Source organism: Burkholderia sp. AU16741 (assembly GCF_002223345.1).
Classification (GTDB): domain Bacteria; phylum Pseudomonadota; class Gammaproteobacteria; order Burkholderiales; family Burkholderiaceae; genus Burkholderia; species Burkholderia sola.
On the sequence record NZ_NKEZ01000011.1, the window covers coordinates 571,223 to 596,410 of the forward strand.

Sequence of the window (25,188 nt, forward strand, 5' to 3'; positions counted from 1 at the left end):
GAGTCCCTTCCTGGTTTTCGTCTCTTCCATGGTCATGTCTTGTGTGCGGCACGGGCCCGAACAGGCGCCGGCTCCCGCTATTTGAGCCCGCCGGACAGGAACTTCTGCAACCGTCCGCTTTTCGGCGTCTTCAATATGTCGCGCGGATGGCCTTCCTCCTCCACCACGCCTTGATGCAAGAACATCACGTGGTTCGACACCTCGCGCGCGAAGCCCATCTCGTGCGTGACGACGATCATCGTGCGGCCTTCTCGCGCGAGATCGCGCATCACCTTGAGCACGTCGCCGACCAGCTCCGGATCGAGCGCCGACGTCGGTTCGTCGAACAACAGCGCGTCGGGTTCCATCGCGAGCGCGCGGGCGATCGCGACACGCTGCTGCTGGCCGCCGGACAGGTGCGCCGGATACGCGTTGGCGAAACGCGTCATGCCCACCTGCTCGAGATAGCGTTCCGCCCGCTCGCGCGCCTCCGCCCGGCCGAGCTTCAGTACGTGCAGCGGCGCCTCGACGACGTTCTGCAGCACCGTCATGTGCGCCCACAGATTGAAATGCTGGAACACCATCGCGAGCCGCGTGCGCATCCGGCGCAACTGGACGGGATCCGAAATCCTGATCCGGCCGCTGCGGTCGACCGACGTCCTCACCTCGCCGCCGCCGAGCGACACGCGGCCCGACGAAGGCGATTCCAGAAAATTGATGCATCGAAGCAGCGTGCTCTTGCCCGAGCCCGACGAACCGATCACGCTGATCACGTCGCCCGGGTGGGCCGCCAGCGAGACGCCTTTCAGCACCTCGTGGTCGCCGTAGCGCTTGTGGAGATTCTCGACGGACAGTGCATTCATGTGGCGTGGCTCCGCGATTGCGCAAGCGTGGAAAGCGGCAGCGGCCGCAAGTGGACGAGCAGGCGCCGCTCGGTTGCCCGGATGAGCAGCGCGACGAGCCCCGTCAACGCGAAATAGACGGTGCCGACGGAAATGAACGCCTCGAACGGTGCGTAGTAGTTCGCATAGAAATCGCGTGCCGCGCCCGTCAGGTCGATCAGCGTGATCGCGCTGACGAGCGACGTGCCGTGCAACATCAGGATGACTTCGTTGCTGTAGGCGGGCAGGAAGCGGCGCAGCGCCGACGGCAACACGATGCGGCGCCAGGCGGTCGCACGCGACATCCCGTACGCCTGCGCCGCTTCGATTTCGCCGTACGCGGTCGCGCGGATCGCACCGGCCAGGATTTCGACGGTATACGCGCAGGTGTTCGCGGTCAGCGCGATCATCGCGCAGCCGAACGGATCGCGCAGCAGCAACAGCAGCGGATTGCCGCGCTGCCACGCGTCCTGCACCCACTGGAACTGGCCGAAGCCGTAATACACGATCATCAGTTGCGCGAGCAACGGCGTGCCGCGCATGAACCACGTGTACACCGCCACCGGGCCGTGCACGAAGCGGTTAGGCGACACGCGCAGCACCGCCAGCGGAATCGCGAGCAGCAACCCGAGGGCCAGCGAACCCGCGGTCAGTTGCACCGTGACCCATAGCCCGCCGGCGTACGCACCAAGCAGCGAGATCAGTTGGTCGTGGCTCATCCGTGCAACCTCCCCTCGCGCATGCCGCGGTTCAAGCGCACGCGGGCGCGCGCCGCGCACGCCGTCGATCCCGACGTCACCAGCAGATACACCGCGCAGGCGGCGAGATAGAACGTCATCGGCGCCTGGGTCGTGCGGCCGGCCTGGTCGGAGATGAACATCACGTCGTGCAGGCCGATCAGCGACGCGATCGCCGTGGTCTTGAGCAGCACCAGCCAGTTGTTCAGGGCGGCAGGCAACGCGAGCCGCGCCATCTGCGGAAACAGGATGCGGCGAAACGCGAGCCAGCCCGAGAATCCGTATGCGCGCGCCGCCTCCATCTGGCCGCGCGGCACACCGAGGATCGCGCCACGGAACGTCTCCGTGTAGTACGCGCCGAATATGAAACCGATCGTCAGCACCGCGGTCGCGAACGCGTCGACGTCGGGCGCATGCAGGCCGAACGCGGCCGACAGCCGGTTCAGCACGATCTGGCCGCCGTAGAACACCAGCAGCATCATCACGAACTCCGGCACGCCGCGAATCAGCGTGGTATACGCGGTGGCGGCGGACACCAGCACGCGCGAGCCCGACAGCTTGGCCATCGCGCCCGCCATGCCGATGCACACGGCGAGCGCGACGGACAGCACGGCGAGCACGATCGTCATCTGGGCGCCGCGCAACAGGGCCGGCAGGTATTGCTGCAACTCGGACATGACGCTCCTTTCCTGCGCTCTCGCGGTTCGTTCCGGCCGCGCCGGCGCATACCTGCACGCCAGCACGACGCCGATCGACCGACGGTCAGTAGATATCGAAGTCGAAGTACTTCTTCTCGATGGACTGATACACGCCATTGGCGCGAATGGCCGTGATCGCCTGGTTCAACTGCTGGCGGAGATCGTCGTCGGTCTTGCGCACGGGAATGCCGTAACCCTCGCCGAGCAGCGTCTTCTGCTCGGGTGTCGTACCGACGATCGGCGTACCGATGAACTTGAAGTTCGCGCCTTCCGGTTTCGTCAAGAACGCGGAATACGCGGCGGTCGCGTCCTGCAACGCGGCATCGATGCGGCCCGAGCGCAGATCGAGATAGACCTCGTCCTGGGTCGGGTAGCGCACCAGCTGCACGCCGTTCTGCACCCAGTACGCGCTCGCGTACTTGTCGGCCAGCGTGCCGCGCTGAACGCCGACGCGCTTGCCCTTGAGTTCCGCCGGCGTCGCGTCCTTGATCGGGCTGTTTTTCGCGGCGACCAGCCGGCGCGGCGTGTTGTAGTACTTGTCGGTGAATGCGACCTTCTGCTTGCGCTCGGCGGTGATCGCGACCGACGCGACGATCGCGTCGACCTTGTCGGCCATCAGGGCAGGCAGCAGGCCATCCCAGCCGATCTGCACCAGCGTGCAGTTCGCGTGCATCTGCGCACACAGTGCATGGATGACGTCGATGTCGAAGCCCACCGGCGTGCCGTCGGGCTGTATCGACGAAAACGGCGGATACGCGCCTTCGTAGCCGATCCGGATGTCCTTCCACTCTTTCGCGTGGGCCTGCGCGGCCGCCAGCAGGACGGTGACGAGCAGCAGGAATCTCATCATGGGTCGTTTCATGTCGATACTCCGTAACGTGTTTCGTTGGAAATGACTGCGTGGTCGTGTCGCACGGTTCTTGCCCGACAATTGATTTGGATCACTTATCGACAGGCACGAGGCGGCAACCGCCGCCTGGTCCTGTTCCCTTCAATGGCCGCCCGTCATCCAGTCGCGCACGGCCGGGACGGTCGCTTCGATGTGCTCGCGCACAGCGGCCTCGAGCGCGACAGGATCGCCGTTCCGGATCGCGTCGATCAGCCCCATGTGGTCGTCACGCGACGTCTTCGGCTTGTAGGCGCGCTCGAGCCACAAGCGCATGTGCGGTTCCACCACCGTGTGCAGCCCGGCAATCTGCGTAATCAGGCGCTGGCGCCCGCACAGCCGGCACAGATATTCGTGAAAGCTGCGATGCGCGGTCACCCACTGCTGGCCGTCCGGCTCGGCGCGCTCCATCGCGTCGATCAGGCGCGTCAATTCATCGACATGCTGCGGCGTGATGTTCGGCAGCGCCATGCGCGCGGCCAGCCCTTCCAGCACGCCGCGCATGCCGAACACCACCTCCATCTCGTCGACGTCGAGCCCCCGCACGATCGCGCCGCGATTCGGACGGATCGCGACCAACCCTTCGCTCGCGAGCCGACGGAACGCCTCCCGCACCGGCATGCGGCTCGTATTGATCTCGGCGGCGATGTCCTCGGGAATCAGGCGATCGCCGGCCTTGTACGTTCCCATCCGGATGCGGTAGAGCACGTGTGCGTAGGCCTCTTCCTCGGCCGTGGCGGGAAATTGCGGATGCAGCGGCGGCGTACGGGTGTCCATGTTCATGCAATGACCTCTTTCGCGGACCCTCGGCATCGCCGCGACGCGCCCGCACACCGAAGGCGCGTGGCGGGCTCGCGAACTTCCGTTCGATCTCGATTGAAAGGTATTGGTAATAGTGGATATTTGTATCTACGGCTGCACTATACGACGCCACAAATAATGTCGAATATGGGTTAACCCGTAGAATCGGCGAGACACCGACGCGCCCTCGCCCGCAAACGAAAACGCCCGACGCCGGGCATCCGGCGTCGGGCGTGTCGGCCAACCATGACGGCGGACGGTGCGCCGTCAGCCTCCACCCGCGGGCACGGCCGCGCGCTTCGACACGCCGTCCCGCTCGATCCGCTCGACGATGCGCGCGAGCCGAATGATGTCGGTCAGCGCGAAATCGGCCGCATCGGGCCGCGGCCGGCCGCACTGGTCGGCCATGCGCATCGCGAACGCGAGCGCCTCGGAACGCTCGCGCAGCAGCGCGCGCAATGCATCCGCGATCACCTGCCGGTCGCGCGGGTCATCCAGGCCCAGCACGGAACCGGCATCCGGCATCGCGAACGGGCCGGCCGCCAGCACGGCAACATCGGGCACGCGCATCGTGTTTCGTTCCATGATCTTCCTCTTTGTCGACTCGCGACCGACGGCGCGTCACCGCCGGTTCGAGCGCGACACCACGTCGATCCACACCGCGAGCACCAGCACCGCGCCCTTGACGATCATCTGCCAGTACGCGTCGACGTCGAGCATCGACATCCCGTTGTCGAGGCTCGCCATCACGAGCGCGCCGATCAGCGCGCCGTAGACGGTGCCCGACCCGCCGCGCATCGACGTGCCGCCGATGAAGCACGCGGCGATCGCATCGAGCTCGCCCATCGAGCCGGCGGACGGCGACCCGGCCGCGAGCCGCGCCGTGTTGACGAGGCCGGCGAACGCGCACATCAGCCCCATCAGCGCGAAGATCACGAGCTTCACACGATCGGTGTCCACGCCCGACAGCCGCGTCGCTTCCAGGTTCGACCCCACCGCATAGATGCGCCGGCCGAACACGGTCTGCGTCGCGATCCACGAGAACACGCCGAGCAGCACGAGCAGCAGCAGCACGGGCACCGGAATTCCGCCGTAACGGTCGAGCGTCGCGACGAACGCGAACAGCACGGCGCCGGCACCGACGATCTTCGCGACGTCCTGCCACAACGGCGCGACCGTGAGCCGATAGCGCCGCCGCGTGCCGCGCTGGCGCACCACCAGCAGCGTCGCGACCACGAACAGCAGCACCGCGAGGGCGTCCCCGGCAACGCGCGGCAGATAGCCCTGCCCGATGAACACGAAGCCGTCCGACACGGGCGCGATCGTCGAGCCGCCCGTCACGCCGAGCAGGATGCCGCGAAACGCGAGCATCCCGCCGAGCCCGACGATGAACGACGGCACGCGCCGATAGGTCGACCACCAGCCGTTGAAGAGCCCGATCAGCACGCCGAGCGCGAGCACGACCGGGACCGTCGCCGCGACCGGCCAGTGGCGGTTGACGTCGAGGATCGCGGCGACGCCGCCGAGCAGCCCGAGCAGCGAGCCGACCGACAGGTCGATCTCGCCCGCGATGATGACGAACACCATCCCGCACGCGAGCATGCCGGTGATCGACATCTGCCGCAGCAGGTTCGATACGTTGCGCGGCGTGACGAACGCGCCGTCCGTCAGCACCGAGAAGAACGCCCAGATCGCGACGACCGCGAACAGCAGCGCGAGCACCTTGTAGCGCGTGAAGACGTGGCGCAGCGCGAGCCGCGGCGCATGCCCGTCGGGACGACGCGCATCGGTATCCGGCGTCGCCGGGGTCGAGGAAGAAAGTTCGGAATTCATGTCGCACTCGCTGCGGTGGGTTCGGCGGCCGCCCGCGCGGGCTTCAGCGCGGCGGCGAGAATCTGTTCCTGCGTGAGGCCCTGGTTGACGAAATCGCCGCGCAGCTCGCCTTCACCGATCACCAGCACGCGATCGGCGAGGCCGAGCACTTCCGGCAGTTCCGACGACACGACGATCAGCGCGACGCCGCGCCTGGCCAGCGCGAAGATCAGCCGGTAGATCTCGGCCTTCGCGCCCACGTCGACGCCGCGCGTCGGTTCGTCGAGGATCAGCACCTGCGGCTCGGTCAGCAGCATCTTCGCGAGCACCGCCTTCTGCTGATTGCCGCCCGACAGGCTCGCGATCGACAGGAACGGATGCGCGGCGCGCACCGACAGCCGCTGCATCTCGGTGCGGATCGCGTCGAGCTCGGCGGCCGCGTCGATGCGCCCGCGCGCCGCGAAGCGCCGCAGCACCGCGAGCGTGATGTTGTGGCCCACGCCGAGCTGCGGCACGATGCCGTGGCGCTTGCGGTCCTCCGGCACCATCGCGATGCCGGCGCGGATCGCGTCGGCCGGCGAGCGGATCGCGAGCGGCCGGCCGTTCATCGTCACGCTCGCCGTGCACGCGCCCGGATACGCGCCGAAGATCGCCTGCATCAACTCGGTGCGGCCCGCGCCGACGAGCCCGGCGACGCCGACGATCTCGCCGCGCCGCACGCTGAACGACACGTCGTCGACGCGCTTGCGGCGCGCGTTGGTCACGTCGCGGCACGTCACATGGCGCACGTCGAGCACGACGTCGCCGATCTCGTGCGGCTCGCGCGGATACAGGTCGCGGATCTCGCGGCCGACCATCATCGCGATGATGCGGTCGGTGGTCAGCGCGGCCATCGGCTCGGTCGCGACATGGCGTCCGTCGCGGATCACGGTGACCGTGTCGCACACGGCCGCCACCTCGTCGAGCTTGTGCGAGATGTACACGCACGCCACGCCGCGCCGCTTCAGGTCGCGCACGATGTCGAGCAGGATCCGCGTTTCCGACGCGCTCAGCGACGACGACGGTTCGTCGAGGATCAGCAGCTTCGCCTGCTTGTTCAACGCCTTCGCGATCTCGATCAGCTGCTGGTGGCCGCCGCCGTAGTTCATCACCGGCTGCGCGACGTTGATCGCGTCGATCCGCAGTTCGTGCAGCAGTTCCTCCGCCCGCTGGACCATCGCCGCGAAGTGCATGCGCCCGCCCGGCAGCGTGATCTCGTTGCCGAGGAAGATGTTCTCGGCCACCGACAGTTCGGGCACGAGCATCAGTTCCTGATGGATGATCACGATGCCCGCGCGCTCGGTGTCGCGTATGCCGGATGCCGCGAGCGGCGCGCCTTCCCAGCGGATTTCGCCGTCCCACGTGCCGTGCGGGTACACGCCCGACAGCACCTTCATCAGCGTCGACTTGCCGGCGCCGTTCTCGCCGCACAGCCCGACGCATTCGCCGGGGCGCACGGTCAGGTCGATACCGTCGAGCGCCTTCACGCCGTCGAATGCCTTGACGATGCCGCGCATCGTCAGCAAGGGTTCCGTCATTCGTTCATGCCTCGCAGGATGCGCGCGGGCGCGACGGTGCGCCGCCCGCGCGTCGTGCCGTTACTGGCTCGCCAGCTGGGCCTGGGTATAGAAGCCGTCCTTCACGACGACGTCGACGTTGCGCTTGGTCAGCAGCGTCGGCTGCAGCAGCACCGTGTCGACCTTCTTCTTGCCGTTGTCGTATTGCGCGTTGAACGCGGGCTTCGTGCCCTTCGCGAGATCGACCGCGAGCTTCGCGGCTTCGCTCGCGATCAGCTTCAGCGGCTTGTAGACGGTCATCGTCTGCGTGCCGGCGATCACGCGCTTGACCGCGGCCAGATCCGCATCCTGCCCGGACACCGGCACCTTGCCGGCCAGATGCTGCGCGGCGAGCGCCTGGATCGCGCCGCCGGCCGTGCCGTCGTTCGATGCGACGATCGCGTCGATCTTGTTGTTGTTCGCGGTCAGCGCGTCCTCGACGATCCGCAGCGCGGTCGATGCGCTCCATTCGGGCACCCACTGCTGGCCGACGACCTTGATGTCGCCGCGGTCGATCGCGGGCTTGAGCACCTTCAGTTGTCCTTCGCGCAGCATCTTCGCGTTGTTGTCGGTCGGCGCGCCGCCCAGCAGGAAGTAGTTGCCCTTCGGCTTCGCGTCGAACACGCCCTGCGCCTGCAGTTCGCCGACCTTCTCGTTGTCGAACGAGATGTATGCGTCGACGTCCGCGTCGAGGATCAGGCGGTCGTACGACACGACCTTGATGCCGGCCTTCTTCGCCTCGGCGACGACGTTGCCGAGCGTCTTCGAGTTGAACGGCACGATCACGATCACGTCGACGCCGCGCGAGATCAGGTTCTCGATCTGCGAAATCTGCCGCTCCTCGCTCGCATCGGCCGACTGCACCGACACCTTCGCGCCGAGCTTCGTCGCGGCCGCGACGAAATAGTCGCGATCGCGCGACCAGCGCTCGACGCGCAGATCGTCGATGCAGAAGCCGATCTCGGGCTTGTCCTTGCTCGCATGGGCGAGCGGCGAGCCCAGTGCGAGGATCGCCAGCGCGGCGGCGCCGGCAAGCGAACTCAATACGGTACGACGCGTCACGGATTTCATGTCTCCACTCCTTGTTATGGAACCACTCACGAACCGCGGGCGGCCGCCGGATTGCACCGCCCGCATCGAGTCACTGCGACGTGCGTCTCACGCGCCGGTCGCAAACACCGGTTCGAGCGCACGATACAGCGCGCGAAACGTCGGCCGCCGCACGTCGCGATACCATGCGTGCCGCTCGGGATCGGGCTCGCGCACCGCGACGACGGGTGGCTGCGGGCACACGTCGCCGAGCCGCGCATCGGGCTCGAGCGCGAGATGCGCGAGGCGCGCGGCGCCGAGCGCCGGCCCCACCTCGCCGCCCTCGCGCAGCGTCAGCGCGCGGCCGCTCAGATCGGCGAGCATCTGCGTCCAGTACGCGCTGCGCGAGCCGCCGCCGATCACGGTAATGCTGTCGGGGGCGAGCCCGGCCGCATGCAGCGCGTCGATGCCGTCGAGCAGCGCGAAGCCGACGCCTTCGAGCGTCGCGTTCGCGAAATCGGCGCGCCGCGTGTCGGGCGTGAGCCCATAGAACACGCCCTTCGCGTTCACGTCGTTGTGCGGCGTGCGCTCGCCGCTCAGGTACGGCAGGAACCACGGGCGGCTCGCGCGTGCGTGCGTTTCGGCGTCGTCGAGCAGCGCCGCGACGCCGTCGTAGCCGGCCAGTTGCGCGGTGAAGTCGATGCAGCCGGCCGCGTTCAGCATCACCGACATCAGATGCCAGGTATCGGGCAGCGCATGGCAGAAGCTGTGCACCGCCGATTCGGGATTCGCGCGAAACCCGTCCGACACCGCGAAATACACGCCCGACGTGCCGAGCGACAGCAGCGCGTCGCCGGGCCGCACGATCCCGACGCCGACCGCGCCGGCCGCGTTGTCGCCGCCGCCGGCCACCACCGGGATCTCGCGCAGGCCGAGCGCCCGTGCGACGGCCGGCAGCAGCGTGCCGGTGATGCGGTTGCCCTCGAAGACGGCCGGCATCTGCGTGCGCGACAGCCCGCAGGCGGCGAGCAGCGTATCGTCGTAATCGCGCTTCGCGACGTCGAGCCACAGCGTGCCCGCGGCATCCGACGGATCGGTGGCGAACGCGCCGGTCAGCCGGTAGCGCAGATAATCCTTCGGCAGCAGCACGTAGGCGATGCGCGCGAACACGTCGGGCTCGTGACGCCGCACCCACAGCAGCTTCGGCGCGGTGAAGCCCGGCATCGCGACGTTGCCGGCCACCGTGCGCAGCGACGGCGCGAGCCGTTCGAGTTCGTCGCACTCGGCGTCCGCACGCCCGTCGTTCCACAAAATCGCGGGGCGCAGCACGTCGCCGTGCGCATCGAGCAGCGTCGCGCCGTGCATCTGGCCGGTCAACCCGAGCGCGTCGATGTCGCGCGGATCGATGCCGGCCGAACGCGCATCCGCCACGACTGCGGCAAGCGCGCCGCAGGCGGCCTCCCACCAGTCGCGCGGCGCCTGCTCGGACCAGCGCGGCCGCGGCCGGCTCACCGTCAGCGGGCGGCTCGCGCTGGCGCGCACCGCGCCGTCGCGGTCGAGCAGCACCGCCTTCACGCCCGACGTGCCGAGATCGAGTCCGATGTACATGGCGTCAGCGCAGCCCGTAGATCGCCTGGTTCACGATGTTCTCCAGCCGCTCCTGCGCACCGCTCGCATGCCGCGGGTCCACACCGCGCGCGAGCGCGTCGGCCGCCAGCGACTCCAGCGTGTAGCCACCCGACAGGATCTTGCGGCCGAATTCATCGTCCCACCGCGCATAACGCTGCCGGCGCAGCGCGTCGAGCCGGTCGTTCTCGACCGGCACCGCCGCGCGTTCGAGCGCGAGCGCGAGCACGTCGATCGCGCCGACGTGGCCGTAGAACAGGTCTTCCGGATCGATGCTCTGGCGGCGCACCTTCGCGTCGAAGTTCATCCCGCCGGTCGTGAAGCCGCCGTGGCGCAGGATCTCGTAGAACGCGAGCGTCAGCTCCTCGACGCTGTTCGGGAACTGGTCGGTATCCCAGCCGTTCTGCGGATCGCCGCGGTTCGCGTCGACGCTGCCGAACACGCCGAGCGCGAACGCATTCGCGATCTCGTGATGGAACGAATGACCGGCGAGCGTCGCGTGGTTCGCCTCGATGTTCACGCGGATCTCGTTCTGCAGCCCGTACTGCACGAGAAAGCCGTGCACGGTCGCGACGTCGTAGTCGTACTGGTGCTTGGTCGGCTCCTGCGGCTTCGGCTCGATCAGCAGCGCGCCCTTGAAGCCGATCCTGTGCTTGTGCTCGACGACCATCGACAGGAAGCGGGCGAACTGGTCGCGCTCGCGCTTCAGGTCGGTATTGAGCAGCGTCTCGTAGCCTTCGCGTCCACCCCACAGCACGTAGTTCTCGCCGCCGAGCCGATGGGTCGCGTCGAGCGCGTGGCGCACCTGGGTCGCGGCCCACGCGAACACGTCGGGGTTCGGGTTCGTCGCGGCGCCCGCCGCGAAGCGCGGGTGCGAGAACAGGTTCGCGGTGCCCCACAACAACCGCACGCCGCTTGCCTCCTGGCGCTCGCCGAGATAGTCGGCCATTCGCGCGAAATTGGCCGCGTATTCGCGCAGGCTGTCGCCTTCCGGCGCGACGTCGGTGTCATGGAACGTATAGAACGGCGTGCCGAGCTTCGTGAAGAATTCGAATGCGGCGTCGGCCTTCATCCGCGCCCGTTCGAGCGCGTCGCCCGGCTGCTGCCACGGCCGCTGGAACGCGGGCTGACCGAAGATGTCGTGGCCGGGCCAGACGAACGTATGCCAGTAGCAGACCGCGATCCGCAGATGTTCGGCGAGCGTCTTGCCGAGCACGCGCTTGTCGGGGTCGTAATGGTGATACGCAAGCGGATTGTCCGACTGCGGGCCTTCGTAGCGAATCGCGGGAATGTGTTCGAAATACGACATGGCGTCTCCGTGCAGGTTCTTGTTGCAGCGCAACGCGCGTCGCGGCGACGCACGCGGCCGAATTCGGTTGGCTGGATCGTGCCCCCGCGCCTGCCGGCCGGCAATTGCGAAATTGCGCAGCGTGCTTGATGTTTCTTGCCAGTCGTACGCGTGCGGCCCGCGTTCCGTCCTACAATCGCCGTACACCAGACAACCGCGCCGCCTCCGCGAGCGCGCCCCGGAGACAACGGCACCGCGCCCGCCGGGCGCGCGCCCCGACACCGAAATGACACGCGCCCCATCCGCCCAGACACCGCACCGCATCGCGCTGCTGTTCAACGCGAACAAGGTCTACGACCGCGAGATCATCAGCGGCATCGGCCAATACCTGCACACGACGCGCGTCGTGTGGGACCTGTTCCTCGAAGACGATTTCCGCTGCCGGCTCACCGGGATCGAACGTTTCGACGGCGACGGCATCATCGCGGACTTCGACGACCCGGCCGTCGCCGACGCGCTCGCCGGCTCGCCGCTGCCGATCGTCGCGATCGGATCGTCGTACGAGGATCCGGCGCAGTACCCGGACGATGTCCCATATATTGCGACGGACAACCCGAAGCTCGTGTCGCTCGCGTATACGCATCTGATCGGCGCCGGCCTCGCGCACTTCGCGATGTACAGCCTGCCGGTCGCGCAGGAGAACCGCTGGGCGCAGCAGCGCGAGCTGGCGTTCGACCGGCTCGCGCGCGCGGACGGGCTCGACGCGCCGATCTATCGCGGGCTGTCGACCAGCGCGTCGGGCTGGAATCACGCGATCGAGCAATTGGTCGACTGGCTGCATGCGCTGCCGAAGCCGGTCGGCGTGATCGCGGTGACCGATGCGCGCGCGCGGCATCTGCTGCAGGCGTGCCTGATCGCCGGCATCGCGGTGCCGGAACAGGTCGCGATCATCGGGATCGACAACGATCCGCTCACACGCACGCTGACGCGCATTCCGCTGTCGTCGGTGATCCAGGGCACCGAGGAAATGGGCCGCACCGCCGCGCACCTGCTGCACCGGATGCTACTGGGGGCGCGCTTTCCCGGGCAGCGCATTCTCGTGCCGCCGGTCGGCATCAACGTGCTCGAATCGACGCGCCACCAGCCGCTGGCGAGCCCGCACGTGATGCGCGCCCGGCATTTCATCCGTCAGTACGCGTGCCAGGGCATCAAGACCGAACAGGTCGCCGACTACGTCGGCGTGTCGCGCTCGCTGCTCGAGGAGCACTTCCGGCGCGAACTGCAGCGCACCGTCCATCAGGAGATCCTGCGTCACAAACTCGAAGCCGCGCAGGCGCTGCTCGCCGGCCGGCAGGCGTCGAGCGCCGAAGTCGCGATCCGTTGCGGGTTCACGTCGCTTCAATACATGTACGCGGTGTTCCGGCGCGAACTCGGCTGCACGCCGCGCGAATATCAGGACCGTGCGGCCGCCACGAACTGACGCGCGCCGCCCATTCGACATCCACTCATGCACATCGATACCGAATCCTCACCTCCGACACCCGGCGCGGCACGCGTGCTGGCCGAGCCGTGGGGCACGCTGCCCGACGGCGAGCCCGTGCGGCGCTACACGCTGCGCAACGCGCACGGGATGCGCGTCGTCGTCAGCGACCTCGGCGCGACCGTCGTGTCGTGGCTCGCGCCCGATCGCACCGGGCGCCTGGCCGACATCGTGCTCGCGCACGACACGCCGGCCGAGTACCTCGCATCCGGCGCCTATCTCGGCGCGACCGTCGGCCGCTGGGCGAACCGGATCGCCGGCGCGCGCTTCACGCTCGACGGCGTCGATTACCTGCTCGACCGCAACGAGAACGGCAATCTGCTGCACGGCGGCGCGAACGGTTTTCATCGCGCGCGCTGGGACGTGGTCGACGATAGCGGCGGGCTCACGCTGCGGCTCGATTCGCCGGAAGGCGACGCGGGATTCCCCGGCAACGTGAGCGTGCAGGTGCGCTATACGCTCGACGACGACGGCACGCTGACGATCGATTATTCGGGGTGGACCGATGCGCCGACGCCGCTGAACCTGACGAACCACAGCTACTTCAACCTGAACGGGCGCGCGGGCAGCGACGTGCGCGGCCATCTGCTGCACATCGACGCCGACGCGTTCCTCGAAGTGGACGACGCGCTGATCCCGACCGGCACGGCCGACGTGACGGGCACGGCGTTCGATTTCCGGCAAAGCGCGCCGCTCGGCGCACGTCTGGACTGGCCGCATGCGCAACTGGCGCGGGCGCGCGGCTTCGATCATTGCTACGTCGTGGGCAACGGCGCGCGCGAGGTCCGGCCGGTCGCGCGAATCTACGATCCCGAAAGCGGCCGCGAGTTGATCGTGTCGACCGATCAGCGCGGGCTGCAGCTCTATACCGGCAACTATCTCGGCGGCCTGCGCGTGAGCGGCGGCACGCGCTGCGGGCAGCACGCGGCGCTGTGCGTCGAGGCGGGCGGCTTTCCGGACCAGGTCAACATGGACGGCCTACGCGACGACGTGATCGTTCGTCCGGGCGACGTCTATCGGCAGACCACGCGGTATCGGGTCGCCGTTCACGCATAGTGCGGCGGGCGGCATCGTCGACACTGGGGGGCCGCGCCGACATCGACCGCTGCTGCATGATCCGGCTTTCGTCGCGCAGCGCATACGTGACGCGTTTCGACGCGTCGTCACGCATCCGCGCCGACGGCGTGGAACAGTTCCTCCTCCTGCGCGCAATGCAGGCGTACGATCGCGTCGAGCCCGTACAGCACGCGTTGTATCGCCTGAACCTGCATGGCGTCCGTCCCGTCGCGCGACAGGTCCGCGCCCATCTGCCTGAGCGATCGGACCAACGTGAAGATCTCCCGATGGGCGCCGCTCATCGCCGCGAGCGGATCCTCACCCCCGAGCAACGGCGCAAGACGCGCGTAGACTTCCCGGTCGTCGGCGCGCTCGTGCGGCAGTAGCCGTTGATCCAGCGCGTCGACGACGTCGGCAAGCTCGCTGGCGATGCCGGCTCCGGATAGTTGCGGCAAGCGGCCCGCGAGCTCCCTGATCCGGTCCAGCAACGGCGACAAGGCCGCGTGCTCGCGCTTGAGTTGCTCGACGTCGACATCGGCCAGTCGGGTTTCAGGCGGCCGCGGGCGCACGAGCAGCACGCGCAGCGCATTGACGATCACGACGACGTCGACGACTTCCTGAATCACCGCACCGGCAATCGGCGGCAGATATCCCGCAGCCGCGATCGCCATCGCGACGATCGACAACGACATGCCGACCACCACGCTCTCGAGCGCGATCCGGCGCGATCGACGGGCGATGCGCACCGCATCCACGAGTCGATCCAGCCGATCCACCAGCAAGACCACGTCGGCGGCTTCGGATGACGCGGCCGCGCCCCGGGCGCCCATCGCGATGCCGACGTCGGCCGCCGCCAGCGCCGGCGCGTCGTTCACGCCGTCGCCGACCATGATCGTCACGCCCTCCTTGCGGGCGGCCTGGATCGCGGCAAGCTTGTCCGCCGGCGTCTGTTCGGCGCGCACGTCGGTGACGCCGAGCAGTTCGCCGACGGCCCGGGCAATGTCGCGCCGGTCGCCGGTCAGCATGACGAGGCGCTCGACGCCCGCGCGTTTGAGCAGCCGTAACGCCCGCGGCGTTTCCAGCCGCACCTGGTCGGCCATCTGGATCGCGCCGACCATGACGCCATCGACGCCGACGAACACGGCAGCCCCACCCGCGTTGCCGACCCGCTTCAGGAATGCCCCGCTCCACGGGGCATCCGCCGAGCCGGTGCGGACGTATCCGAACTTGCCGATCCTGACGGTCCGGCCGTCGACCCGGCCGGTCAAGCCCTCGCCGGCCGTTTCGAGGACGTGCGACGGCGGCGACAGGTCGATTCGGCGTTCTCGCGCCGCGACCGTCAGTGCATCGGAAATGACGTGGCCCGACGCCTGGGCCAACGATGCCGCGAAACGCAGCACGTCGTCCGTTCCGATGCCGGCACCGCATTCGATCGCCACGATGCGGGCGCGCCCGCCCGTCAGCGTGCCGGTCTTGTCGAAGAACAGGATCGTCGCTTGCGCCAGGCGTTCAAGCGCGCCCCCGCCTTTGACGAGGATGCCGCGCTTCGAACAGCGCGACAGGCCGGACACGATCGCGACCGGCACGGCGAGGATCAACGGACAAGGCGTGGCGACGACGAGCACGGCGAGCGCGCGCGCGACGTCGCCGGTCAGCAGCCACGCGATGCCGGCGACGAGCAGCGCGGCGCACACGAAGAACGCGGCGTAACGATCCGCGAGACGCACGGACGGGCCGCGCTCGTGTCGAGCGCGCTCGACCATGCGGACGATGCCTGCGAACGTGCTGTCGCCAGCCGTGGTGCGGGCGACCATTTCGAACGGCGCGCCTGCGTTGACCGCGCCGCCGCAGACGTTTTCCCCGGAACGTCGCCGCTGGGTGGACGACTCGCCGGTCAGCATCGATTCGTCGAGCTCCGCGTCGCCGGTCAACGTGCCGTCGACCGGCGCGCATTCGCCGCTACGCACGAGCAGCCTGTCACCCGGAATGATGGTGTCCGGCGCGACGGCACGCCATTCGCCGTTCTCGAACCGGGTCGCCTGCCGCGGCGCGCGACCGAGCAGCGCGGTCATCTCGCGTTGCGCGCGATCTTGCGCATACCGTTCCAGCGTCCGGCCGCTTGCGAGCATCAACGCGATGACCGCGGCCGTCAGCGTCTCGTCGAGCGCGATTGCGAGGCCGATTGCCAGCCATGCGAGCACGTCGATACCGGCCTGCCGTTTCACCACGGCCCTTGCAAGGGAGACCGTCAACTCGAGCAAGACCGGCACCGTACCCAGCAGCCATACCACCCGCGCGAGCGAAGGCAGGCCGAATGCCGCGCACATGCCGCCTGCCGCGAGCGTAACGGCCGCCAGGACCAGCAACGCGAGCTCGATCGACCAGGGAATTCGGGACATGACCATTCTTCCGGTTGCCGTGCAAGGCGGGTTCGGCGCATCCGGTTCCGGTTGCGGAGGGCCGATCGCAGTGTGGCTAGCGGTCCGGTTGCGCCTGCGGGCCGGCGCACCCCGTACACAGACGCATCGTCCCGCGCCGGTCAGGGTCGTGCCACGAAAAGCGCACATCGACGGCCCCCCGCGCCGGGACGACGACGCGCCGGACTTCCTGAACGGCCCGGTCGTGCACGGACACGGTGTATCTCCCCGGCGGCACGCGCGCGAACAGGAACGGCCCGCGCGTGCGAACGTCGAGCACCGTCGACTTGCCCGACGACAGCGAGACATCGACATCGGAAAGATACTGGCCGGACTTCGAGGCGAACGTGAGCCGCAGGTTATATCGAGGCGCAACGTCGCGAAACGCGGTGACCTCGTCCTGGCCGATTCCGCCGGTGATATAAGCGACACCGTTGCGCACGACCGGTTCGGTCGACGTGTCGGCCAGCGCGCTCGCGCCGACGTTCAGCAGGCACGCTGCCAGCAGCAGCATCTTCACGGTTGGGGCACCCATCTTCACTCTCCTGATTGACCACGCACCTCGCGCATGCGTATCGAGGACGATGCCAGCGTCGCGCGAAACCACGATCTCCCGTTGACGCATGTCAAGTGCGCGGCAGTCGACGAGCACGCAGCCGGGGCAGTCACCGCGATAAAACCATCGCGCCCCGTCGTCCCGAGCGGCGCCGCCGCCAATACTGGAGACGTGACAGGACACAACATGTCGCGGCCGGGGCGCGGTTCTTCCGCCCCGCCGCCGGATCGAGGAGCTGGCGATGATTCAATCGTCGATCGCGACCTTCATCCGGGCCTGCCGGTCAGCGCGGCACCGCGACAGGATCGTAGCGATTGCGCGGGTTCCACAGCATCCAGCCATCCGTGCCTGCCGCATCGGCCGCGTCGACCTGGGCGCGAATCTCGTCGGCATCGAACAGCCGGCGATCGAATGCATAGTCGCGAAACGCCTGGAGCCACGGCCTGAACCGGACACCGTCCAGCCCGGTGCGGCGCTTCGCCTCCTCCAGCGACCGCGAAACGATCTCGCCCGGATGCTCGGTCGGTTTCCGGCAACCGGGCAGGCCCCACGTGAAGCCGGACGGATACAGCATCGGCGACACGTAGTCCACCACCGGCACGAGCGCATCGAGCCGCTGTCCGATTGCCGTATCGTCGGCGTTCCAGCAGACGTACCCAAAGATATCGGCCGACAGGTAGAGGTTGTACGGCTGCAGCCGCGCGCGCGCACCGGTGAGGAATCCGCTGATCGCCGCGACCCGGTTGGGTTCGGTATTCGGCTCGGCGAACCGCAGGCCGTTGGCGTCGGGAAACCGCAGGTAGTCGAACTGGATTTCGTCGAAGCCCATGCGGGCCGCCTCTTCGGCGACATCGTAATTGTGCTGCCACGCCGCGCGCGACGTCGGGTCGATCCAGCGCTGATGCTCGCGGTCTTCCCAGATCTCGCCGGCCGCGTCGCGCACGGCCCACTCGGGATGGGCGCGCGCGAGCGGATCGTCCTTGAACACGACGATGCGCGCGATCAGGTAAAGGCCGCGTGCGTGGAACGTCCGCAGCAGGTCCGGCAGATCGGGCGGATGAACGATCGCGCCGGATACATTGTTCGCCGCGCCGGAAATCTCACGCGCCTGGCTGCGATAAGGCGTCACGCCGCTGTCGCCCTTCACGTCGATGACGAGCGCATTGATCGCCGTCTTGTCCCGGAGGGCCAGCGCCGCGTCGCGCAGCGTGCGATCCGCGACGCCGTATGCGGACAGGTAGACCGCTTTCGGGCGCATCGGCGTCATGCGGATCGTGTGCGCGACCGCGGCCGGCGTCAGCGTGACTTCCGTTCGCGCGTAGCCCGCCGCACGCACGCTGACGCGTGTCCCGTTCGCATCGAGCTCCAGTGAAAACGCGCCATCGCGATCCGCGGTCCGGTTCACGCCCGCCGCGTGGCCGATCGCGCCGGCCAGCGGACGCCCGTTCGTGGCATCGACAACGTTGATCGCGACGGGCGCCGCCCGGACGGCGAAACCGGCGAGCGACACGAGCAGACAGACGAACAGGCGCTCAATCACGGTTTTCTCCGGCGGTTCTCAGTATTCCGTTCATGCATCGTGTGTCGCACGCGTCCGTCATCAGATAGCGCGGCAACGCCATGGCCGGGTCGGTGACACGAACGGGGCGGGCATCGAGCGTGAACGCCGCGACATAGCCTTCGCGAGCGGCGAGCGCGTCGGTCTGCGCATCGTGGATGCCGAACGGCCAGGCCAGCAGACTGACCGGCTCGCCGGTTTCGGCCTCGAGCCGCGCGCGCGACCGGCTCAGCTGGAACGACACGAAACGCCGGTAGTCGTCCGGCGCGAGCCGGGCACGCTCGCTGCGGAAATTCGGATGCCAGACCGTATGCGACTCGATGTCGAATCCGCCGGCCCGCCCGAGCGTGCGGAGTTGGTCCCACGTCATCGCGTAGCGGGCATTGGAGATGGCCGACGGATAGATGAACAGCGTGACCGGCGCCGGATGCGCCGCCAGCAACGGGCGCAGCACCTCGTACACCGAGCGGTGACCGTCGTCGACCGTGATCGCGACCGCGCGCGCCGGCACGGCATCGCGCTGGCCGTCATGCCAGCGTACGACGTCGGCGAGCGGCACGATGCGGTAGCCGTTCGCCTCGATCGCCTGCAACTGGTCGCGGAACGTGTCGACGCGCACCGTCATCGAATCCAGGCGCGCGGACGCGAACCGGTGGTAGGCCAGGATCAGCACGCGCTGCGGTGGAGAAGCGATCGACGCGACGTCGGCGGACGCAACCGGCCACACGCACGACAACAACAGCAGGCAGGCGATCAGTCGAAAGGCCATGGCGGATCTCGTCGAACAGGTGCCCCATTTTTTGCGATCGCGCCGTGCCATCCGCTGAGCCAGATCAACGATCGATCGCGGCGTCGGCGCGCTTGACGCGCATCAAGCCGCAACGGGCGACAGTCGGCTGCAATGGGGGCGTCGCACGCGTGTGCCCGGCCTGCCGGCCAGGTCCCGCGGCATCGAGCAGACGGGAACGTGCCGTTTCCGTTCGACTACAACCCGCGGGCGCTGCGACATGCAGTCGCCCTGCCCATCGATTCGTTCGCCATGTCCAGAGCGCCACGTCTGCCGTTCACGTCGAGCCGCGGAGCCGCACGACGAAAGGCCATGCAATTCGATCGCGCGTTGCGTCGGCCTGCCACCTACCCCCATCCCGCCGGCCGGATCGTACGGATCGAAACCCATCTGTCCGTCGTCTATCTGGCGGGGCGCTACGCATACAAGCGCATCAAGCCCGTTCGATTCGCGTTCGTCGATCTCGTCCGCCCCGCGCAGCGTCGCCGCTGCGCACTGGCGGAGTGCACGCTCAATCGACCGTTCGCCGGCCCGCTTTACCTGGGCGTCTGGCCGATCGTGGCGCGCGGCCGGCGCAGCGCCTTCGGGCCGCCCGTGCAAACCGGCGCGCGTCGCTATCGACAGCAGGCGGTGCCCGGCGAGTACGTGGTGCGGATGCGCCGGTTCGACGCGCAGGCCATGTTGTCGGTCCGCAGCGCATCGCACGGCGCGGGGCTGGCGGACGCGGACGCCCTCGCGGATACACTGGCCCGCCATCATCTGCACGCGCCGCGCCGTGCGCCGCGCGGCCGCCCGGGCAGCGCGGCCAGCGTCGTGGCTCAATGCCGGCAGTTGTGCGACACGCTCGACGTCACGGTGCCCGGGGAAGTTGCGCTGCGCCGCTGGTACGAGGCCGAGCTGGCCCGCGTCGCACCGCAGTTCGCCGAGCGGCATGCACGCGGATTCGTGCGCGCGTGCCACGGCGATCTGCATCTCGACAACGTCGTCCGCTGGCGCAACCGCATCCTGATGTTCGACTGCATCGAGTTCGACGACACGCTGCGCTGGATCGACGTGGCGAGCGACCTCGCGTTTGCGCTGATGGATTATTCCGCCCGCGGGCGAGCCGACTGCGCCCGCCGCCTCCTGTCCGAATGGCTCGCCCGCACGGGCGACCATGCGGCGCTGGGCGTGCTGCCGTGCTACTTCGTCTATCGCGCGCTGGTGCAGGCGATGACTGCGCGGCTGCGCGGCGACGACGCGGCCCGCCGTCGGTATCTGCGGATTGCGTCGGACATGGCGCGGGCACGGTGCGATGTGCAACCGGCATTGCTGCTGTGCCATGGCGTGTCCGGTTCGGGCAAATCAGTGGCCAGCCGCGCGCTGGCGGAACAGATCGGCGCGATCCGGCTGTCCAGCGACGCCGAACGCAAGCGCGACGCCCGCGCGCCCGAGCACACCCGGCTGTCCGCTGCCGCTTACGCGGATTCGGCGATTGACGCGATCTACGAAAGACTGCGTGAGCAGGCCGGCGTGGTCCTCGGCAGCGGCTACACGACGATCGTCGACGCAACGTTCCTGCGCCGGCGCCACCGCGCGGCCTTCATCGCGCTCGCCGCGCGGCTCGGCGTGCGCGTCGCGGTTCTCGATTTCGTCGCGAGCCGGGCAACGCTCGTCGCGCGTGTCGCGGCGCGGGCCGAGCGCGGGCGCGATGCGTCCGACGCCGATACGGCCGTACTGGCCCGGCAGATCGACCATGCCGAGCCGCTGGCCCCGGCCGAGGCCGCGATCGCGATCCGCTTCGATACCGATTGCGACGCCGCGGCATACGGCGACCGCGCATTCTGGGCGCCGTTGTTCGCGGTGCTACGCACGCAGCCGCGCGTTGTGCGGCCCGCGTGAAACGGCTCCCCGCGTTCACGGAGGGCGCCGGGCCGGCGACTTTACGCGCGCAAACGCTGCTCCCCGATCTGACGCGTCGCATCGCACGGGATGGGAGCGCGCACGGTCAACGGCCGAACGGGCGCGTAGGATCGTCGTAATCGAACAGCCCGGCGTAACGGCCCCGGTCGGTCACGACGCGCAGCGCCTGATCCGCGCCGCGCGGATCGAGATGAAGCCTCGCGTTCCAGTTCAGGTCGACGATGACGCTCGTACAGGTGTCCGGCGCCGTATCGATATACGCGCGAAGGGGTGGATGAGCAGGCACGTCGCAACCCTCCCTGACGTACACCGCATCATCCACGCTGTTTTTCCTCGAAATACGGCTGGCGTGCCGCCACGAGGCGTAGTTCGTCGAGCAGCGCGGCGGCCGCGCGCAGCAGGTCGTCGAGCGACACGATGCCGACCAGCGCACCGCCGTCGCCCACCACCGGCAATCGGCGTACGCCATGCTGGCGCATCCGCTTCGCGAGCAGCCAGAGATCGTCGTCGACGTCCGCGACGGCGACCGGGGCCGACATGATGTCGCCGACGAACAATGAACCGGCCGGCGCGTCGGGGCCGACGACGGCGAGCACGATGTCCCGGTCGGTCAGCATGCCGACCGGCTCGTATCGTCCTTCTCTTTCCCGTACGACGACCAGATCGCCGGCGTGTGCATCGCGCATCATCGCGGCCGCCTCGACGACGGTCATCTGCGCGGAACACATGGCGACATCGCGGGTGCAAAGCATCGCGGCATTCATGTTCCCTCCCCTGCCCGGGCGACGCGGGCCGTCGGTCGACTCGCGATCGACCCGCGCGAACATCGATCTTCGCTCTTGCAGCACGAGCGGTGTTGACGCCGGTCATCAAGCGCACGCATGCACCCCAAACAACCGCCGGTTCGTCTGACGCAATGCCATCCGACGCCGCGGTTTCGCGTGCCCGTCAGGCCCCGTCAAGTTGATCGAAACGCCGCCGTTACGCCACGCCGAAGCAATCCTTGCACACGTCGAACGACTCTGAGGGGTTCGCGCCGCCCGCCCGTCAGCTTGCCTGCGCAACCAGTTCGGCATGAATCCGCTCGACGTCGTCGCGCGTGCACAGTGCCGTCCCCGGATGCTCGACCGATGCCGCCGACGCCGCCAGCGCGTAGCGGCACGCATCGTCGAACGGCACGCCGCGCGCCAGCGCCCACACCATGCCGCCGACGAAACTGTCGCCGGCGCCGACCGTGCTGCATACCGCCGCCGGCCTGCCGGGCAGGCGCAGCGTGCGATCGCGCGTGACGACCCATGCGCCGCGCGCGCCGAGCGTCAACGCGACGATGTCGGCGTGGCCGCGCGCCACGAGTTCGCTCGCCTTCCGGCATGCCGACGTGTCGTCGAGCGATTCGCCGGCCAGCGCGCTCAGTTCGCCGATACTGGGCTTGACGAGATGCACGCCGGCCTCGAGGGCCGCCTGCAGCGCCCGGCCCGCCGCGTCGACCGCCACGCGGCTGCCCCTGGCCTTCGCCGTCCGCGCCAACGTCGCGTAGAGATCGTCGGGGGCGCCGGGCGGCAGGCTGCCGCTCAGGACGAGATAGCGCGGCGCCGGTTGCATCGCGTCGATGCGCGCCGCGCAGTCGCGCCACTCGGCCTGCGTGAGCGTCGGCCCCGGCATCAGGAAGCGGTATTCGCGCCCGGTCGCCGTCTCGGTCACGCACACGTTCTCGCGGGTCTCGCCGGCGATCCGGATGCGCTCGCTCGGCAGATGCTCGGCTTCGAGCAGCCGCGTCAGGACGTCGCCGGTCGGCCCGCCGGCGAGGTACAGCGCGACGCAATCGCCGCCGAGCCGGTGAACGGTCCGGGCGACGTTGATTCCGCCGCCGCCGGGGTCGCGCCGCGGCCGCGCGCAGCGCAGCTTGTGCGACTCGACGATGTGCTCGACCGACGTAGCAACATCGACGGCGGGATTCAACGTGACGGTCACGATGTCGGTCATGGTGGGTGGCTCTCGGTCGATGGCTGGGACGCCCCGCCGGCTTCTCGGAACGGACGCCGGCGCGGCGACGCCCGGCAACCGATGCATGCCGGCCGTGGCTCCACCTTACGTTCGATGCCGGCCACCGCGTTGACCGCCGTCAAGCCACGCCGCGAAGGCGCCCGCTTGCGCTCGATCAACGACGCATCCGGGCGGGCTCCTACAGTGAGTCATTCATCGTTGCCGAGCCCCGCCATGGACGAGCAGCCGCTTTGCACCACCGTGTTCACCGAACGCTATGCGCGGCCCGGCGAAACGTCTCGCGAGGCCCTCTTCCATCGCGTCGCGCAGGCGTTGTCGCTCGCCGAGCCGGCCGAACTGCGCGCGCAGGCGGCGCGCGCGTTCTTCCGGAACCTGCAGCGCGGCGCGATCGGCGCGGGCCGCATCCTCGCGAACGCCGGCGCGGATACCGGCGGAACGATGGTCAACTGCTTCGTCCATCCGCTCGCGATGCCGCCGGGCGCGCCATGGCGCGACATCGATGCAGCACTCGCGCGTGCGCTCGACGACGCACGGCTCACGCTGTTGATGGGCGGCGGAATCGGCTACGACTTCTCGCCGGTGCCGCCTGCCGGCGCGTACGAACGGCGCGTGTCGTCCGAACGGGGTGCATGCGTCGCGATCGACCGCTTCGACGCGATGTGCCGGACGCTGCCGTTCACCGGCCCGCGCCGGGGCGCGCAAATGGGGGTGCTGCGCTGCGATCATCCAGATCTCGCGGCCTTCGTCGCCGCCAAACGCGGACGGGCGCGCTGGCCGACGTTCAACCTGTCGGTCGGCGTCACCGATGCGTTCATGGAGGCAGTCCGGCAGGACCTGCCCTGGGCGCTCGTCCATCACGCGCGCCCCCTTTCCGGGGCCGGCGCACGGCCCCGGCGGCCGGACGGACGATATCTTTACGCGACGATTCCGGCACGCACGCTCTGGCACGAGATCGTCGGCGCGGCGCGCGACAGCGCCGAGCCGGGGCTGCTGTTCCTCGACACGATCCGCGACGCGAATCCGCTGCGCGAACACGAGCGGATCGACGCGACGAACCCGTGCGGCGAGCAGCCGCTGCCGCCGTACGGCAGTTGCGTGCTCGGGCCGATCGACCTGTCGCGTTTCGTCCATCATCCGTTCGGGGTCGACGGCACACCGCGCTTCGATTTCCCCGGGCTCGCCGACGCGGTGCGCATCCAGGTGCGCATGCTCGACAACGTGCTCGACCTGAGCGCGTGGCCGCTCGCCGCGCATGCCTACGAGGCGCGGCGCACGCGCCGCATCGGCGTCGGCGTCACCGGCCTGGGCGACGCGCTGACGATGCTGCGGCTGCGATACGACGGTGCACCAGCGCGGGCGTTCGCACGCGGGATCGCGCTGACGATGCGCGAGCATGCGTTCGCCGCGTCGGCCGCGCTTGCCGCCGAGCGCGGCGCGTTTCCCGCGTACGATCCCGCCGCCTATCTGACCGGCCCCGCGCATCGCATGCCGCTGCCGCTGAAGGTGCACCACGCGATCGCGCGGCACGGGCTGCGCAACAGCCACCTGCTGTCGTTCGCGCCGGCCGGCAGCGTGAGTCTCGCGTTCTGCGACAACTGTTCGAACGGGATCGAGCCGGCGCTCGGCTGGACCCAGCGGCGCCTCGTGCGCACCGCGGACGGACGGGTGCGGCCGTTTCGTGTCGAGAATCACGCTTACCGGCTGTTTCGCGACCTGCATGGCGGCACCGTCAGGCTGCCGGATTATTTCGTCACGGCGGCGGACATCGCGCCGGTCGATCATGTCGCGATGCTCGCGGCGCTGCAGCCGTGCGTCGACGCCGGCATCTCGAAGACCGTGACGCTGCCGGCGCGGTGTTCCCTCGCGGACGTCGACGCTCTGTTCTTCCAGGCATGGCGTGACGGGCTCAAGGGCATCACGGTGTTTCGGCCCGATCCGCGGCTCGCGTCGGTCGTGACCGCCGACGCGGCGCAGGCGCGGCGCGAGCGCCCGGTCTGCATCGGCTGTTGAACGGCGCACGCAGACCAGCGGCCGAC

General features: G+C 68.9%; 22 protein-coding genes. 4 read left to right on the forward strand and 18 right to left on the reverse strand.

Going from position 1 to position 25,188, the window contains the following annotated elements:
- Positions 1 to 77: 77 nt before the first annotated feature.
- The 11 genes from CFB89_RS31575 to xylA form a co-directional block, all read right to left on the reverse strand.
- Positions 78 to 842, reverse strand: a complete 765-nt coding sequence (locus CFB89_RS31575) for an ABC transporter ATP-binding protein (RefSeq protein ID WP_089471379.1) — start codon at positions 840 to 842, stop codon at positions 78 to 80.
- On the reverse strand, positions 839 to 1,579 hold the full coding sequence (locus CFB89_RS31580) for an ABC transporter permease (protein ID WP_089471380.1): 741 nt from the start codon (positions 1,577 to 1,579) through the stop codon (positions 839 to 841). Before CFB89_RS31580 ends, CFB89_RS31575 begins: the two co-directional genes overlap by 4 nt.
- Positions 1,576 to 2,274: an ABC transporter permease gene (locus CFB89_RS31585; RefSeq protein ID WP_089471381.1), complete on the reverse strand. Its 699-nt coding sequence runs from the start codon at positions 2,272 to 2,274 to the stop codon at positions 1,576 to 1,578. Before CFB89_RS31585 ends, CFB89_RS31580 begins: the two co-directional genes overlap by 4 nt.
- A gap of 85 nt (positions 2,275 to 2,359) precedes the next feature.
- On the reverse strand, positions 2,360 to 3,157 hold the full coding sequence (locus CFB89_RS31590) for an ABC transporter substrate-binding protein (protein ID WP_089471382.1): 798 nt from the start codon (positions 3,155 to 3,157) through the stop codon (positions 2,360 to 2,362).
- Positions 3,158 to 3,286: 129 nt separating this feature from the next.
- The gene (locus tag CFB89_RS31595; protein WP_089471383.1) at positions 3,287 to 3,964 is read right to left on the reverse strand and encodes a GntR family transcriptional regulator; all 678 of its coding nucleotides are present in this window, start codon (positions 3,962 to 3,964) and stop codon (positions 3,287 to 3,289) included.
- Between the two features lie 285 nt (positions 3,965 to 4,249).
- Complete coding sequence (locus CFB89_RS31600) at positions 4,250 to 4,567, reverse strand: hypothetical protein (protein WP_089471384.1); 318 nt, start codon at positions 4,565 to 4,567, stop codon at positions 4,250 to 4,252.
- Positions 4,568 to 4,603: 36 nt separating this feature from the next.
- Complete coding sequence (locus CFB89_RS31605; protein ID WP_089471385.1) at positions 4,604 to 5,815, reverse strand: sugar ABC transporter permease; 1,212 nt, start codon at positions 5,813 to 5,815, stop codon at positions 4,604 to 4,606.
- The gene (gene xylG / locus CFB89_RS31610) at positions 5,812 to 7,371 is read right to left on the reverse strand and encodes a D-xylose ABC transporter ATP-binding protein (RefSeq protein WP_089471386.1); all 1,560 of its coding nucleotides are present in this window, start codon (positions 7,369 to 7,371) and stop codon (positions 5,812 to 5,814) included. The genes CFB89_RS31605 and xylG overlap by 4 nt, the downstream gene beginning before the upstream one ends.
- 60 nt (positions 7,372 to 7,431) lie before the next feature.
- Complete coding sequence (gene xylF / locus CFB89_RS31615) at positions 7,432 to 8,460, reverse strand: D-xylose ABC transporter substrate-binding protein (protein WP_089471387.1); 1,029 nt, start codon at positions 8,458 to 8,460, stop codon at positions 7,432 to 7,434.
- Positions 8,461 to 8,547: 87 nt separating this feature from the next.
- Complete coding sequence (xylB, locus tag CFB89_RS31620) at positions 8,548 to 10,026, reverse strand: xylulokinase (protein WP_089471388.1); 1,479 nt, start codon at positions 10,024 to 10,026, stop codon at positions 8,548 to 8,550.
- A gap of 4 nt (positions 10,027 to 10,030) precedes the next feature.
- Positions 10,031 to 11,353, reverse strand: a complete 1,323-nt coding sequence (gene xylA / locus CFB89_RS31625) for a xylose isomerase (RefSeq protein ID WP_089471716.1) — start codon at positions 11,351 to 11,353, stop codon at positions 10,031 to 10,033.
- A 265-nt stretch (positions 11,354 to 11,618) separates the two neighbouring features.
- On the opposite strand from xylA, the gene CFB89_RS31630 reads away from it, so the two are divergent.
- Both CFB89_RS31630 and CFB89_RS31635 read left to right on the forward strand, forming a co-directional pair.
- Positions 11,619 to 12,812 (forward strand): DNA-binding transcriptional regulator, encoded by a 1,194-nt coding sequence (locus CFB89_RS31630; RefSeq protein WP_089471389.1) that lies wholly within the window; start codon positions 11,619 to 11,621, stop codon positions 12,810 to 12,812.
- A 27-nt stretch (positions 12,813 to 12,839) separates the two neighbouring features.
- A complete protein-coding gene (locus CFB89_RS31635) occupies positions 12,840 to 13,928 on the forward strand; it encodes an aldose epimerase family protein (protein WP_089471390.1) in 1,089 nt (362 codons plus the stop codon).
- Positions 13,929 to 14,035: 107 nt separating this feature from the next.
- On the opposite strand, the gene CFB89_RS31640 is transcribed toward CFB89_RS31635, so the two are convergent.
- The 4 genes from CFB89_RS31640 to CFB89_RS31655 form a co-directional block, all read right to left on the reverse strand.
- Entirely contained in the window at positions 14,036 to 16,333 is a 2,298-nt protein-coding gene (locus CFB89_RS31640) for a heavy metal translocating P-type ATPase (protein WP_373559889.1), read from the reverse strand.
- 70 nt (positions 16,334 to 16,403) lie between these two features.
- Entirely contained in the window at positions 16,404 to 16,880 is a 477-nt protein-coding gene (locus CFB89_RS31645; RefSeq protein ID WP_089471391.1) for a hypothetical protein, read from the reverse strand.
- 304 nt (positions 16,881 to 17,184) lie between these two features.
- Entirely contained in the window at positions 17,185 to 18,441 is a 1,257-nt protein-coding gene (locus tag CFB89_RS31650) for a putative glycoside hydrolase (protein ID WP_089471392.1), read from the reverse strand.
- Positions 18,434 to 19,228, reverse strand: a complete 795-nt coding sequence (locus tag CFB89_RS31655; RefSeq protein ID WP_089471393.1) for a polysaccharide deacetylase family protein — start codon at positions 19,226 to 19,228, stop codon at positions 18,434 to 18,436. Before CFB89_RS31655 ends, CFB89_RS31650 begins: the two co-directional genes overlap by 8 nt.
- Positions 19,229 to 19,498: 270 nt before the next feature.
- Between CFB89_RS31655 and CFB89_RS31660 the strand changes: the two genes are divergently transcribed.
- A complete protein-coding gene (locus CFB89_RS31660) occupies positions 19,499 to 21,127 on the forward strand; it encodes a bifunctional aminoglycoside phosphotransferase/ATP-binding protein (RefSeq protein WP_089471718.1) in 1,629 nt (542 codons plus the stop codon).
- Between the two features lie 106 nt (positions 21,128 to 21,233).
- On the opposite strand, the gene CFB89_RS31665 is transcribed toward CFB89_RS31660, so the two are convergent.
- The 3 genes from CFB89_RS31665 to CFB89_RS31675 all read right to left on the reverse strand — a co-directional run bounded on the left by CFB89_RS31665 (position 21,234) and on the right by CFB89_RS31675 (position 23,131).
- The gene (locus CFB89_RS31665) at positions 21,234 to 21,470 is read right to left on the reverse strand and encodes a hypothetical protein (RefSeq protein ID WP_089471394.1); all 237 of its coding nucleotides are present in this window, start codon (positions 21,468 to 21,470) and stop codon (positions 21,234 to 21,236) included.
- Entirely contained in the window at positions 21,463 to 21,912 is a 450-nt protein-coding gene (locus tag CFB89_RS31670; protein WP_089471719.1) for a CBS domain-containing protein, read from the reverse strand. The genes CFB89_RS31665 and CFB89_RS31670 overlap by 8 nt, the downstream gene beginning before the upstream one ends.
- Positions 21,913 to 22,195: 283 nt before the next feature.
- Positions 22,196 to 23,131 (reverse strand): 1-phosphofructokinase family hexose kinase, encoded by a 936-nt coding sequence (locus CFB89_RS31675; RefSeq protein ID WP_089471395.1) that lies wholly within the window; start codon positions 23,129 to 23,131, stop codon positions 22,196 to 22,198.
- A 234-nt stretch (positions 23,132 to 23,365) separates the two neighbouring features.
- On the opposite strand from CFB89_RS31675, the gene CFB89_RS31680 reads away from it, so the two are divergent.
- On the forward strand, positions 23,366 to 25,162 hold the full coding sequence (locus tag CFB89_RS31680) for an adenosylcobalamin-dependent ribonucleoside-diphosphate reductase (protein WP_089471396.1): 1,797 nt from the start codon (positions 23,366 to 23,368) through the stop codon (positions 25,160 to 25,162).
- Positions 25,163 to 25,188: the final 26 nt, after the last annotated feature.